Annotated in this window: 14 protein-coding genes; 9 read left to right on the top strand and 5 right to left on the bottom strand. The window is 50.1% G+C overall.

All coding sequences use genetic code 11. The features are described 5' to 3' along the window. The first annotated feature begins 210 nt into the window (after nt 1-210). Together ACFSB2_RS17520 and ACFSB2_RS17515 are read left to right on the top strand one after the other, a co-directional pair. Entirely contained in the window at nt 211-684 is a 474-nt protein-coding gene (locus tag ACFSB2_RS17520) for a GNAT family N-acetyltransferase (RefSeq protein WP_377944401.1), read from the top strand. A gap of 45 nt (nt 685-729) precedes the next feature. After that, a complete protein-coding gene (locus ACFSB2_RS17515) occupies nt 730-951 on the top strand; it encodes a hypothetical protein (RefSeq protein ID WP_377944400.1) in 222 nt (73 codons plus the stop codon). Nucleotides 952-1,057: 106 nt separating this feature from the next. On the opposite strand, the gene ACFSB2_RS17510 is transcribed toward ACFSB2_RS17515, so the two are convergent. Continuing rightward, nucleotides 1,058-1,609 carry an NUDIX domain-containing protein gene (locus ACFSB2_RS17510; RefSeq protein WP_377944399.1) on the bottom strand — a complete coding sequence of 184 codons (552 nt, stop codon included), beginning with the start codon at nt 1,607-1,609 and terminating at the stop codon, nt 1,058-1,060. 152 nt (nt 1,610-1,761) lie between these two features. After that, on the bottom strand, nt 1,762-2,304 hold the full coding sequence (locus tag ACFSB2_RS17505) for a methyltransferase family protein (RefSeq protein WP_377944398.1): 543 nt from the start codon (nt 2,302-2,304) through the stop codon (nt 1,762-1,764). A 127-nt stretch (nt 2,305-2,431) separates the two neighbouring features. Here ACFSB2_RS17505 and ACFSB2_RS17500 point away from each other — a divergent pair, with 127 nt between their 5' ends. Next, complete coding sequence (locus tag ACFSB2_RS17500) at nt 2,432-2,875, top strand: MarR family winged helix-turn-helix transcriptional regulator (protein ID WP_377944397.1); 444 nt, start codon at nt 2,432-2,434, stop codon at nt 2,873-2,875. 190 nt (nt 2,876-3,065) lie between these two features. Next, on the top strand, nt 3,066-4,361 hold the full coding sequence (gene aroA / locus ACFSB2_RS17495) for a 3-phosphoshikimate 1-carboxyvinyltransferase (RefSeq protein ID WP_377944396.1): 1,296 nt from the start codon (nt 3,066-3,068) through the stop codon (nt 4,359-4,361). A 105-nt stretch (nt 4,362-4,466) separates the two neighbouring features. On the opposite strand, the gene betB is transcribed toward aroA, so the two are convergent. Continuing rightward, the gene (gene betB / locus ACFSB2_RS17490; RefSeq protein ID WP_377944452.1) at nt 4,467-5,954 is read right to left on the bottom strand and encodes a betaine-aldehyde dehydrogenase; all 1,488 of its coding nucleotides are present in this window, start codon (nt 5,952-5,954) and stop codon (nt 4,467-4,469) included. Between the two features lie 217 nt (nt 5,955-6,171). On the opposite strand from betB, the gene ACFSB2_RS17485 reads away from it, so the two are divergent. Genes ACFSB2_RS17485 through ACFSB2_RS17470 form a run of 4 tightly spaced genes read left to right on the top strand, consistent with a single transcriptional unit; the run spans nt 6,172 to nt 9,174 of the window. Next, nucleotides 6,172-6,714, top strand: coding sequence for a GbsR/MarR family transcriptional regulator (locus ACFSB2_RS17485; RefSeq protein ID WP_377944395.1), 543 nt, complete (start codon nt 6,172-6,174; stop codon nt 6,712-6,714). Nucleotides 6,715-6,718: 4 nt separating this feature from the next. Next, entirely contained in the window at nt 6,719-7,828 is a 1,110-nt protein-coding gene (locus ACFSB2_RS17480; protein ID WP_377944394.1) for an amidohydrolase family protein, read from the top strand. A gap of 34 nt (nt 7,829-7,862) precedes the next feature. Next, nucleotides 7,863-8,219 carry a Rieske (2Fe-2S) protein gene (locus ACFSB2_RS17475; protein WP_377944393.1) on the top strand — a complete coding sequence of 119 codons (357 nt, stop codon included), beginning with the start codon at nt 7,863-7,865 and terminating at the stop codon, nt 8,217-8,219. 58 nt (nt 8,220-8,277) lie between these two features. Continuing rightward, nucleotides 8,278-9,174 (top strand): glycine betaine ABC transporter substrate-binding protein, encoded by an 897-nt coding sequence (locus ACFSB2_RS17470; RefSeq protein ID WP_377944392.1) that lies wholly within the window; start codon nt 8,278-8,280, stop codon nt 9,172-9,174. A 136-nt stretch (nt 9,175-9,310) separates the two neighbouring features. Here the strand turns inward: ACFSB2_RS17470 and ACFSB2_RS17465 are convergent, their stop codons facing one another. Further along, nucleotides 9,311-10,312: a hypothetical protein gene (locus ACFSB2_RS17465; protein WP_377944391.1), complete on the bottom strand. Its 1,002-nt coding sequence runs from the start codon at nt 10,310-10,312 to the stop codon at nt 9,311-9,313. Between the two features lie 2 nt (nt 10,313-10,314). Next, the gene (locus ACFSB2_RS17460; RefSeq protein WP_377944390.1) at nt 10,315-11,367 is read right to left on the bottom strand and encodes a phosphodiester glycosidase family protein; all 1,053 of its coding nucleotides are present in this window, start codon (nt 11,365-11,367) and stop codon (nt 10,315-10,317) included. 235 nt (nt 11,368-11,602) lie between these two features. On the opposite strand from ACFSB2_RS17460, the gene ACFSB2_RS17455 reads away from it, so the two are divergent. Next, nucleotides 11,603-13,033, top strand: a complete 1,431-nt coding sequence (locus ACFSB2_RS17455; protein ID WP_377944389.1) for a hypothetical protein — start codon at nt 11,603-11,605, stop codon at nt 13,031-13,033. Nucleotides 13,034-13,119 lie beyond the last annotated feature (86 nt).

Here is a 13,119-nt window from a genome sequence, read left to right as displayed (position 1 = left end):
TCACTCCTCATTTTGAGCATACAGTGATATTTTTGTGCCCATCGGATACGGAGAGACTTCGTTTCTAGCAGAACGATTCAGATATTGATTTTGACATCCTGTCGCCATGTTCCTGTGTTCGCTGCTGAAAAGACATTCTCACGTTGCCGCTATAGGTAGTATGATAGAGCTCAATCCTGATGATCGTATGATGTGTAAGGAGGACGAACTTTGGCGTTGCAAATCAGAGAGGCAGACATACAAGATTACGCTGACATTTTACAACTGCATGGTCAGGTACATGAAATCCACGTCGAGCATCGACCTGATTTATATCGATCAGCCCAAAGTACGCTTGATTTGCATTATTTCACGGAGCTGTTGAACGATGAAAAAAGCAAAATTCTTGTCGTGGGAAATGACAAACTTGTTGCATATACAATTTTAAAGGTACAGGAAGCGCCAAACCGCCCGATTCTAGTTCCGCGGCGAAGCTTGTATGTCAATGATATCTGTGTAGATGAAGCGTGTCGTGGCAAAGGGATCGGCAAATTGCTGTTCCAAAAGGTGAAGGATTATGCGAAAAGCGTCGGCGCTTCAAGTCTGGAATTGGGCGTGCTGGCTTTTAATGAACGGGCGATTGATTTCTATCACGCGATGGGTATGAATGTGAAAAGTGTGCGCATGGAATTGGAAATCCGATAATGACAAAGACTTGAGAGTGGGCAGGACGGGGTATATCACCCGGCAATGCAATTTGAGTCCATTTCGATCCCGATGGCTGGCTTTGGCACAACTCCAGCGCCTTGGGATGGACAACTGCCTGATGGTTTGTCAGCGGCATCAGGGGATATAACGGATTTTCGCGTGGTTGAACATCATAATGCATCACCTGGGTACTGGTTTCTAGAGGACAAATCCTGGTGTGTCGCAGTAGACGTTGAATTGTATAATACCTCTGCCGCCAATTGAACAGCAAAAACACACCTGTTTAAAGGCTGATGGCAGGTGTGTTTATAGTAGATAAGCCATGCTTTTCAACGCGATCGCTATCGTTAGAGGTCGTCAAAATCTCGATTTAGAGGTGCTCTTTAAACAACCTCAATGTATGAAAACTACCACTGCGCTTTGGTGATATGGCTGGAAAATCATCAATTGGATAGACTTGAACCTTACCTTCTTCGCTTTCACTAAGGCATCCACCAACGGCTTTTGCTTCGAAAAAGAAACTAGCCATGGGGCCTGGATACCCTAAATTACGTTTGAATTCCCACCCTAGAAATCGTACCACTTCAACATCTAATCCTGTCTCTTCTTTCGCCTCTCGCACTGCGGCCTCATCGGGCGATTCTCCATATTCGATATGTCCGCCAGGGAGCGCTGCAGGCGCTTCTTTCGGTGAATTGGGGGGGAGCAAGGCGACGATTCCGTTTTTCCCCACTCTGATGACGATGTTGACGCCCATCGCATTGGTAGGATAGTGAACCCATCCGCACGAAGGACATATTACTCGTCTGATGTCATCGTCATTGATGACGGCAGTCGATAAGGAAGTTCGACACATAGGACAAAACTGATAACGCAAGCGGGGCAAAATGATGTCGGCATATTCAATAATTCCCTTGTTCATTAAAGAACCCCCCATCCAAGGGACGTTATTTGTCCCTGAAGGACGTTTTTCGTCCTTATTTAATGGTACGGTTATCGCAGTTTTCTGTCAATAAGTGAGTCAATCAGCAAAGCAATGATTTGTAACATTAATGACCGTTTTGTGTAATATATTCAATAAATGAACGGAATCAATCTCCACGTTTTTTGTTGATACCGCACATAGGCATCTCCGAAATGTGCCACTAAGACAGTTTCCTCAACTCGGATTCGATACGTGTACGCACTAAAGAACAGGAGCCCATCGAACAGAACGGACAGCGAGTATGCTGTGGCAAGCGCAAAACCGAGAAAGGTCAAGCATGTACCAAGGTAGCCGGGGTGACGAATCAGACGATACCACCCCGTTTGAATCAATTCATGTTTTTCCTGAATCCCGACATTGCGGCTGTAAAACCGCCCCAGCATCGCCATAGCAGCGTATCGAATCCAAACGCCGCCAAAACTAATGAAGACGCCAACGGCGATGGTATAAGTGGGCAACAGCCAAACATGCACGAACAAATGAATGATAGTCGGGATGATGAACATCCACGCAAAAACGGAGCCAATCAGCATGCTGGAGCCACGATTCTTTTTGGCTTCTTTTATCGGATCGCGACGGGCAAACTCTAGAAACAGGTAGAGAAGAACAGGAATGAATGCAATCAACAGCATAGAAATCACCTCGATATATACGTCGTATACGACATGTCGTTTGCGACGTATAATGTAATCTGTTATGATTTCTCTGTCAAGCCATAAATCATGATGATTTCAAAAAAGGTTCGCGAGGATTGAGTATATGACATCCGTGATTGATGACGCAGTTTATATAAGGAAAGTTGTCAAGAATCTCAACAAACTCATTGATCAAACATGGGAAGTCGAGGCACAGAAAAGTGGGCTTACCCGGGCGCAAGTCAACGTGTTTCAAGCGTTGTATCATTTGCCGGGTGTCTCGTTAAAAGACTTGAGCGCGCGACTGGGCATGGCGCATAGTACAGTTTCCGGTATCATCGATAGACTTGAGAAAAAAGGGTATGTCGAAAGGCGTGCTGATGCTGCGGATAAGCGGTTTTCACGCTTGTATCTTTCCGAAGCAGTGGATGCTTATGTGACGAGAGAATTGCCGGCGTCACTCGATGCGCCTCTGATTGCTGCTCTAAGCCAGTTAAAGGACGAGGAGAGGGAGCAAATCAAAGTCGGACTAGAAATGCTTGAGAAAGCTGTACGAGTGACGCAGTGAGCGGCGATTGTCATTCCTGACTCCGTTGTCTAGGTAAATATAGGCTTTTTCATGAATCGGCGCGTGACATATTCAATTTCGCCGTCGGGCGTAACAACGGAAGAAAACATTCCCACACCTGATACCATGTATCGTAAAATCGAATGAGAGATTGCTGCCAAGTTTCGTATCACAATTGGAGGTTACATATGTGGAGCAAGCCGTAGAGAAAATAGACAAACCATTTCAAATCCAGTTGCGCATGCCAGGCAGCAAGTCCATTACCATTCGGGATTTAGCCCTGGCGGCTTTGGCCAATGGAACAAGCACGATAAGATCCCCAGGCTTCTGTGATGATACGTTTCGCATGGCGGATTCCCTGCGCAAGATGGGCATCCCCATTGATGAGACGCCAGATGATTCGCTCATCGTACACGGATTAAATGGGCACTTTCCCACTGAACCAGTGACCCTCAATGTGGGACAAAGCGCCACATCCACCCGCAGCTTAATGGCCTTGTGCGCGTTGCGCAAAGGCGCGACGCATATCGATGGACACGAGTCCATGCGCGTACGCCCAAACAAATACCTTTTGGATGCGCTGCGACACATATGCGCCGATGTCGAGTCTGCCAATGATGGATATTTACCAGCAACAGTGACGGGAATCGGTCAAAGCGCCGATACCATCGCGATGAATGGCGATAAGTCCAGTCAGTATTTCTCTGCGTTGATGCAAATTGCGCCGCTCTTCGAGCGCGGGTTACGCATAGACGTCAAGGGAGAACTGGTCAGCAAACCGTATATCGACATCACCATCCATGAGATGGCGAAGTTTGGCGTGATCGTGGAGAACGACAACTATCGCTCATTCACTGTACGCCCTCAGACATACCACCCTGTCGATCTCGTTGTTGAAGGTGATGCATCAGCCGCATCCTATTTCAGTGCGCTGGCGACGGTGCATGGCGGGAAAGTCACCATCGACAACCTTGGAAATAGTACAAAACAAGGGGACTATGGCTTCTTCGATATCTGCGAGCGACTTGGCGCACGCGTCATTCGGACCGCCGCAACGACCACCATCATCGGTCCCAAAGCCGGCAAATTGAATGCAATGAGTGAGCCATTGGACATGGAAATGATGCCTGATGTGGCGGTGACGCTATTTGCCATTGCGCCCTTTATTCCAGGTACAACGCGAATCACTGGACTTTCCACATTGCGGATAAAAGAGTGTGATCGCATTGAAGTGCCTGTCACAGAGATGCGGAAACTAGGCATTGAAGTCACTGCAGGCCCCGATTGGGTTGAGATTCCGTTTTGGTCGGCGCCGGAAGCAGACAGTGCAAAACAGGTGTCGATTCGCACGTATGATGATCACCGTATCGCCATGAGCATGGCTGTGCTTGGCAGCAAAACAGGCGGGATGGTCATCACAGGGGCTCAATGTGTGGAAAAAACCTATCCACGTTTTTGGCAGGATTTAAAGAAACTATATGTGTAAGTCAGGAAGGAGGAAAATATCCATCGTATGCATTACATCATGCATCAGGCCGTCTGGCGATTGCTCCAGGCGGTCTGATTTGTTCTGCATGTTGTGAGACACTTTTCATCTTATGCGGTCATTTCTGCCAAACCAGTGCAGCGATTGTGGTGCTAGGTTCTGAAAAATATGTTTTTGTTCCATAAATTCCTCTAAACCGCGATGGCCGAGTTCGCGGCCAATGCCCGACTGTTTGTAGCCACCCCAAGGCGCTTGTGGGAAGTACGGATGAAAATCGTTGATCCACACAGTGCCCAAGCGCAATGCTTTGCTCATCCGTTGGGCGCGTTGTACATCCTGAGTCCACACGGCGCCTGCCAGTCCATACACGGTGTCATTTGCCAGGTGAATCGCGCTTTTTTCGGTCGCGAATGATTCAACGGTGAGCACCGGACCGAATATCTCCTCTTGAACGATTCGCATGTCAGCGCGGCAATCTACAAATACGGTCGGCTCCAAGAAAAATCCAGCCGCGAGTGACGGCGCACTTGGACGAGTCCCCCCTGTCAACAGCGTGGCGCCTTCGTCGATGCCCAAGCGGATATATCGTTCCACTTTTTCGCGGTGTGCTTGTGAGATGAGCGGTCCCATTTCCGTCGCCGCATCGAGGCCATTGCCCAAGCGAATGTGCTGGACGCGGTTGACCAACCGTTCGAGAAAATGATCGTGAATGTTGTCCTCAAGCAGAAGACGCGCGCCAGCTGAGCACACCTGGCCCGCGTGGAAGAAGGCGGCGTTTAGGGCGTGATCGAGCGCTGCATCAAGATCGGCGTCTGCAAACACGATGTTGGGATTCTTACCGCCCAATTCGAGGGCGACGCGCTTGAAATTGCCTGCCGCCGCTTGCATGATGCTCCTCCCGGTCGAGCCGCCGCCTGTAAAGGAGACGAGGTCTACCGCGGGCGCATGGGCGAGTGCGGCGCCGACGGTGCTGCCAGCGCCAGTGACGACGTTGAAAACGCCGTTCGGCAAGCCGACCTTATGGATGATTTGCGCCAGCCTGAGCGTGGTCAGGGGCGTCAATTCACTAGGTTTCAGGACCATCGTACAGCCTGCGGCTAGGGCCGGGGCCACTTTCCACGCGGCCTGGAGCAGGGGATAGTTCCAAGGCGTGATGAGTGCGCAGACGCCAATCGGTTCATACAATACATGACTCACCGCGTTTGGCATGGGGGCGTCAATCACCTCGCCGCAATATTTGTCCGCCAGTCCAGCAAAGTACTGAAAGACATTGGCGATGCCGTCCATATCCGCAAGACTTTCGGTGAGCGTTTTGCCAGTGTCCAATGTTTCCAGGCGGGCGAGTTCTGTGCGCTGGCGTTTGATTTGTTCACTGATGGCCCACAATTTTTCGCCTCGTTCTGCCCCAGGCTGATGTGGCCATGGCCCTGTGTCGAATGCGGCGCGGGCAGCTTTGATGGCTGATTTTGCATCTTCCTCATTGCCTTCGGCAACTTCTGTCAGGACGTTCTGATTAAACGGATTGATGACAGGGCGAGTTGCACGTGTGTGCGCCGCTGTCCATTCACCGTTGATATACAGTTGGCGGGACATGGTTTGAATCAATGGATCGACACTCAATGGCTTCCTTCCTTTCGATAAATGCGGTGGGGATATTATTTGTCGGCGTCTTCTTTAGGGTGGAGGACTTTATGCAACAGATCACAGGTGAACGTGATTGGATATTGCATGATTTGTGTGATATATTCTGTTTGTACAGTATATACCGTACAAACGTGATAAACAAACTTGAAGTGACGGTGTTGTGATGATGGAAGATTATCAACGTTTGGAACAGGCGCGCCGCCATTTTACTCAATCCCAGGCCGAAACGATGGAGATGTATGGCCTAAACCGCTCCATGGGGATGTTGTATGGAGCCATGGTCTTTCGTGATGAGCCCATGACGCTGGACGAAATGTGCAAAGAAACTGGCATGAGCAAGACCAGCATGAGTACAGGCGTTCGAGAGTTGGCGCGGCTGAAGTTGGTACGCAAGAAGTTTGTCGCGGGTGTTCGAAAAGATCTATATGAGGTTGAGCGAGATCAATTCCGTTCATTTGTCGAATTCTTTACACAAATTTGGGGGCGCGCCGTTGAGTTGAACATGAAAGGCATCAGCGAGAGTGAGCGTCAGATTTGCGTTTTGCTTGAGGATGCTCATTTGGATGCGGACGTGCGCGATAAGGCACATAGAGATCTCCATCACTTGGCAGAAGCAAAGCGCTATTACACATGGCTTCAACAGTTGACAACTGTATTTGAACGTGGAGAAACGATTGTCCCATTCCCAAATCAAGATGAGGAAGGGTGAGTAAATGCTAGACCGTGAAACGCCAGACAAGTCGAATGATGTTCCTTATCTGGTGGACACAGATATACACGAACGTGTGTTGTATCGGGATTTGGTGTCGTATCTAGACAATCCATGGCGACGATATGTGACAGATTGCGAATGGAAGCAAGAGAAGCATTTGCCTTATACGCAACCCGCGGTGGCTGGTGTCGATAGGGCAGATGCGCGTGTTCCAGATGGACGTCCGGCTGGGACGGATCTCGATTTTATGCGCGCTCAATTGCTCGATGCCTGTCAACATCAGTTTGGTATTCTGACCGGCGCGCTTGATCCATCGCCATCTTCGATGCACGGCTGGCATGAAATGGCCGTCGCCTTGGCGACAGCCTACAACGACTGGCAGGTTGAACATTGGTTGGAGCAAGATGACCGACTCTACGGATCTGTGCACATTGCCGCACAGGACCCTCAAGCGGCGGTGCGCGAAATCGAGCGGATCGGACCGCATCCTAAAATGGTGCAGGTATTGCTGCCCATGGATGACTTTTTGTGGGGGGATCCATATTATCACCCCATCTTTGCGGCGGCCGAGCGGCACAATCTGACGATTGCCATGCACCACAACGAGCCGCCGGTGCATTTCGGTCGCTTTCCTCGGTATTTTATTGAGTGGCATACGTTGATTCCGACTGTCCACATGATGCAGGTGACCAATATGGTCTTCAATGGCGTGTTTGAAAAATTTCCTGGATTGAAATTGCTGATGATAGAAGGCGGCTTTGCGTTTGCGCCATACTTGATGCGCAAGATGGATCAGCAGTATCGCGATTTGCGCCACGAAGTGCCCTGGATCAAACGGATGCCCAGCGACATCGTGCGCGAACATGTGCGTTTCACCACACAGCCGATGGAAGAGATGAATCGTCAGGAATTTATGCACATCATCGAACAAATGGGTTCTGACGAGATGGTTTGTTTTTCGACGGATTATCCGCATTGGGATTATGATTCGCCGTTTCAGGCGCTTCCTTCCTTGGAGAAGGCGCTGAAACAAAAGATTTTTTCCGACAATGCGAAGGCGCTTTATCCTAAACTTCCAGCGCACTCGTCTCGCTATGCGGGGCAGTCGTAACAACCCAAGTCAAATAAGAAGGAGGGGAGCCGATATGAGACATGTCATCTGCAAAGTGGATGCACTGCAGCCTGGTGAGATAAAGGAGGCGATGCTGGGGAGAATTTCAATCGTGATCTGCCGGACCCCTGACGGGGAATACTATGCGCTGTCCAATAGATGCGTCCATCAAGGCGCGCCGATGGCCAAGGGCAAGCTATGTGGTGCAACTGCGCCGACAGATACACCTGGCGAGTATCGCTATGTTCGCGAGGGGGAAATTTTGCGCTGTCCATGGCACGGCCGCGAATATGATGTGTTGCGGGGCGGACGCATGTTGGCTGATGACACCCGGTGTCTGCCGAGTTTCAATGTCGTGGTAGAAGGTGAAGAGGTGGTCGTTCATCGGTGAGGTGAGTTGTCTTTTGTGGACGCTCGTTGCACAAGTAAAATCACGCGGAGGGATGCGAGTGAAGTTGAGCAAAAGGATAAGTGTCGCGTTGGTAGGAACTGCTTTATGTGGAATGGTATCAGCAGGGTGCGGAACACAACATGTCCCCGGCACGGGACCGGACGAAGCGGTTGGTGTACAGCAGACGGACAAAAACATCACCATCGGCTACATCGATTGGGATGAGGATGTCGCGACCACCTATCTGTGGGCGCAACTACTCAAGCAAAAGGGATACCATGTCACATTGAAATCTGTTGCACTCGGTCCAATGTTTGTCGGCTTGTCCCAAGGTGGCGTCGATGTCTTCTTTGATTCATGGCTGCCTGAGCAGACTCCGTATATCAAGAAGTATCAAGACAACGTCGCGACACTTGGGAAATGGTACAAAGGACAGACGACAGAAGGATTGGTCGTCCCCACCTATATGAAAAACGTGAACTCGATTGCTGATTTGAAAAAGCTTCCGTCGCAAGAAAATCAGATTGTAGGTATCGATCCCGGTTCCGTGGAGATGGATCTCGTCAAGAAAGCCATTTCGGAGTATGGGCTAGATACGACGTTGGTTTCGAGTTCTTCACCTGCGATGTTGAGTGCTTTGAAAAAAGCCTACGATGCAAAGCAGGATATCGCTGTCGTCCTCTGGAGTCCACATTGGGCTTTTGCAACATACAAACTGAAGTATCTGGCTGATCCAAAAGGCGTGTTCGGCAAGGGTGGGACGATTCAGGCGGAGGCCAATAAGGATTGGATGAGCAGTCACGCACAGGCTGTTGATTGGCTAAAACATTTTACATTGACACAAAACCAACTGGGCCAGTTGGAGAACGACATCAACGCTTCCACCAAAGAGGCGGGCGTGAAAAAATGGATACAGGATAATCAAGCTCTGGTGAACAGTTGGTTGAAATCATGATGCGATGACCTCGATGGTTTTCTATTTGGAACATTTGTGGTGACGTTTTTATCGCTTGTCTTAACTGGTGTACTTGCCTTAATGCAAGGAACCGTCCCTTGTGGTTAGCGTCTGTGGGACGGTTCCTTGTCATCTGTTAGGTCTCCTGAACTGCCGTGCTGCTGACGGCAAGTGGATTGACGGTGATCTGACCGTCGCCCGAGACATTGATTTTGCTCGCGACAGTCGGACTGGAGAGACGTTTCACTAGGGTCGTGCTCCCTTTTGTTCCCTCTTTGTACACAGCGGTGACCAAACCATTCTGATTCACTTTGCCAAAATAAAGCACATTTCCGACGACGTTGATTAAGGCGGCATTTGTTTGAACCACCTGTTCATTGACATCGTAGTCCGGGCTGTAGCTGCTGGTCGCGCTTGTTTGCTGCAGGCGAACGACGTCCCATGTGCCATCCTGGTTATCTTCGACGTACAGGTTGTCTCCGGTTTGCGAGAGCGCGATATTCTTCACGTATCCGCCACTGAACGGCACACTCTGGACATCCTCCATTGTGCCAATATGATACAGAGCGCTTCCGCCGCCTGACTCTACCAGTACGAACACATCGTTCGTCTGGTTGCTGTATGTCACTTTGGTGATTTCCGCATCAGAGGAAAGCTCTGAGAACTCGGGTACGCTTGACGCCGTGAGATCGGCCTGTTGGCCGTTGGATACATAGAATGCATTCAATTCCAATTCGCCGGGCGCTTTCTCTTCACCGACAAAAACCTCTTCATCGCCAAGCCAATCGAGGTATTGAACCGGGTACAAGTCAGTCGCTTCGCTGACCTGTTTTCCGGTATCCAACGACTCCACGTGTACGACATCCGTTCCATCACTGGCTGTATCCACGTATGTGGCGTACTGGCCGTCAGGTGAAACGGTGACGCCTTGGTACTGTTGTTTCAGTCCCGTTAAAATCTGACGTTCACGGGACGACAGCGAGATCGTAGGATTCAAGATTTGTTGAATTTCTTGATTGGTTTTCGCTTCTTGGTTATTAAACAACCTGTTTAGGTGATGCAGAAACAGAACCTGCGTGAGTGTGAGCACGACGACAAATAACAGAAACAAGCGGCCAAATGTTCGCTTTCTAAGCATGCTCACTCACCCCCATCCTGCGGCATGACGACAATCGATGTGCCCACGCTGCGCGCGCCTGTCAAGTCCACCGGCGTGTTGACCAGCTTGTTGTTGTAGACCATAGTCGTTGACGATCCGCCGTCGAGATCGGCCGCGATTTTCGCGTGATATTTCAGCATCAATTCGGTAATATCCGTCATTGACGCGCCAAGTTGTCCATACTGACCGCGCCCGTCCGTGACAATCAGAATGACTTTGCCGTCCGCAGTTTGGCCGATGGCCGTCCGCGGATTGTACCCTTGGTCAGGCACAGAAACCGGTTGTCCGTTCAACACCAGGACAGGCCCAAAGCTCAGTGCTTCCTGTACGTCTTTTTGCTGAAGTTCCGCGAGCGAATAGTCGCCAGCAATCATCTGTCCGCCGTTTGTGAACGCAATCTCCGGGTACTTTTCGCTGGAGTGAGCACCTGTGATGACTTTTCCGTCGTGGATGGTGATGCCGAGCGGATTGGCACCAGTCCCTTGCTGATCCGTATCGGAAAAGGCACCGCCGTTCACGCCAGCGACTGCGCCTGCAATGGCGACCATTTGTTGTACGGTTTCACCGCTTTTACCCAAGTATTTGGTCGTAGCGACTTTGATGCGCTTTGGATTGTCGATCACCATGATGTGCGCGGTGAATGTTTCTCCATGATAGGTGTACAGATGAATAGTGCCATCGCCGTTGTCGTAATTTTGTGTTGGAATCTCGTTGATGGGGATGGTTTTTGACACCATTCCACCATTGGATAAAGCGTTCGCTTGGATGACGGAATTTGATAGCGTATATAGGGACAGTGGTCTTAGCAAGTAACCATGTCTTGTCTCGTCGACTGTGTCGATGACGTAGTTTCGCACGGACGGAAAAGGGCCGTGAAATATCCACAGTGACGTAGACACGCAAAAATATACAAAACAAACGCAAATGAATGCGATCCAACGCAGCTTCCGCTTGCCAGTTGGTTGTTTTGCATGTTTTGGCTTCTCCGGCTTCTTCTTCGCATCTGCTCTTCGATATCTTTGTTGTTGATTCACTTTGTGACTTCACCCACCTGAAGTAGTCTTGAATTTCCTATGGGCAAAGGCCCTGACACCATTTGACGGTAACACAGCGCAAGATCATTTTAAAGCGCAAACAACTGGTATTGTCCACCACAGATTCGTTTTTTCACGTATGTGTAACAGACTGGTATACTCGAACGTCTTTATAATACGTCAGGATAAAAATGGACTTGTAGCATGTTATGTTTTGGAAAGGGCGGAATGGTAGATGAAAGTTGTAAATGGGTTGTCCATTGGGGCTGTGGCTTCCACACTCCTTTTTATGGCAAGTATTCCTGCTGCAGACGCAGCGACAACGAGTCAGCAGGTGAATGTCACGCTGGGCGGCAAACAAGTTTTGTCCCTGCGCGCAATTGTAGCGCCGGATCCAACATCACATCAGTTGACGACTTGGATTCCTGCTCAAGATGTCAAGGATGTGGCGAGCGATGTCGGGTTAAGCGCAGAGTGGGTCGATGGTGTAAACCAATTGGTCTTGATGTTGCCTGTGGGAAATGAGTTGTCCATCAAAAGCAACCTCCACTACCACGCAGTCAAACAAGACCAATTTGTGACCTTGGTCAACTCGACAACGATGCAATATGGACCCCTCCTGCAGAAAAACGGAACGGGTGGGACGACATATTTGCCTCTCTATTACGTCAAAGAGACATTTGACAAATTGGGTATCAAAAGCAAGTGGACAACGGGCACTTGGGCGTTGGCTGGGAAATTGCCCAATCCGCCTGCCACGCCGATATCCGGGGACCTGAATGCGACGTTCTCGCTCGCTTTGGCGAACACAGATGCGACGAAGCTGGGCCTGCCAACGCCGCCAGTTCCGCCTGCCGCGCCAGTCACCGTCACGTTGCCGATGAATCCGCTCTTTCAAACATCGAGCATTTCTTTTACAGATACCAACGACAGTTTGCCTATGGAAGATTATATTCAAAGCGGCCAGGCCGAGTACGCCGTAAATGCCCACGTTGCCGATGTGGAAGCGTGGTTCAAGAAAGCCTATCAAGCGCAGGGGTATCATCAAACTGGTTCCGGCCAGGCGATAAACTTCAAAACGGGTGACTATACCGAGAGCCTGGATTTTGCGCCTACAACACAACCAGCGAATCAGCAAATGAATGTGACCATGAGCTTTAAGGCGGCGGGATCGGACGAGACGCTGATTTCGTATTGGGTGACCGACTTGGTTCTGCCGCAACGTCCAGCGGATACGCTGATTCCTGCGAATGTGACGCAAGTGGACATCACGTTGGCCAATCAATCTGGTGCGCAGAATGCCACGACATCATCCCAGTCTGCAGCAGGGACAACGGATGAGCTTGTCACAGATCCGACAGCCATCAAGAACCTCGTCGCTGCAGTCAACGGACTCACTCAAATCGATCCGCCTGGCGTCTCAAGCGGCGGTTCCGCGAGCAGTTCAGGTGCCACGGCTGCCAATGCGCCGAACCAAGCGACAGGTACAACCCAGCAGCAGGCCACAATGGTCTTTAGCACGACAGACGGGCAAAAGTTCACGGTTGTGGCGAACAAGCGCGGACAAAGCTACTTGGATGTGCAAATTGGGAATGTCGCATTTACCGATGTGGCAGGCTCTGTATGGAAGGCGATGAAAGCTGCAGTGAATGGCGCTTCATCATAAAAGCGGATCATAAAGGCGTCTATCTTTCAGAGTTCTAACAGTTTAACGCGTTCATCTTGGTCGACAAAAAGCCGCTCACGCTTCCT

Origin of the sequence: Alicyclobacillus fodiniaquatilis, assembly GCF_042678105.1 — a bacterium.
Classification (GTDB): domain Bacteria; phylum Bacillota; class Bacilli; order Alicyclobacillales; family Alicyclobacillaceae; genus Alicyclobacillus; species Alicyclobacillus fodiniaquatilis.
The sequence above is the reverse complement of the archived record's forward strand: the minus strand, read 5'-3'. Positions and strand labels throughout refer to the sequence as shown.

Bases quoted from the DNA above. Each gene is read 5' to 3' on its own strand.
- ACFSB2_RS17515 (WP_377944400.1), top strand. From the start codon at position 730: ATGCAATTTGAGTCCATTTCGATCCCGATGGCTGGCTTTGGCACAACT.
- ACFSB2_RS17510 (WP_377944399.1), bottom strand. From the start codon at position 1,609: ATGAACAAGGGAATTATTGAATATGCCGACATCATTTTGCCCCGCTTG.
- ACFSB2_RS17505 (WP_377944398.1), bottom strand. From the start codon at position 2,304: ATGCTGTTGATTGCATTCATTCCTGTTCTTCTCTACCTGTTTCTAGAG.
- ACFSB2_RS17500 (WP_377944397.1), top strand. From the start codon at position 2,432: ATGACATCCGTGATTGATGACGCAGTTTATATAAGGAAAGTTGTCAAG.
- betB (WP_377944452.1), bottom strand. From the start codon at position 5,954: ATGTCCCGCCAACTGTATATCAACGGTGAATGGACAGCGGCGCACACA.
- ACFSB2_RS17485 (WP_377944395.1), top strand. From the start codon at position 6,172: ATGGAAGATTATCAACGTTTGGAACAGGCGCGCCGCCATTTTACTCAA.
- ACFSB2_RS17480 (WP_377944394.1), top strand. From the start codon at position 6,719: ATGCTAGACCGTGAAACGCCAGACAAGTCGAATGATGTTCCTTATCTG.
- ACFSB2_RS17475 (WP_377944393.1), top strand. From the start codon at position 7,863: ATGAGACATGTCATCTGCAAAGTGGATGCACTGCAGCCTGGTGAGATA.
- ACFSB2_RS17465 (WP_377944391.1), bottom strand. From the start codon at position 10,312: ATGCTTAGAAAGCGAACATTTGGCCGCTTGTTTCTGTTATTTGTCGTC.
- ACFSB2_RS17455 (WP_377944389.1), top strand. From the start codon at position 11,603: ATGAAAGTTGTAAATGGGTTGTCCATTGGGGCTGTGGCTTCCACACTC.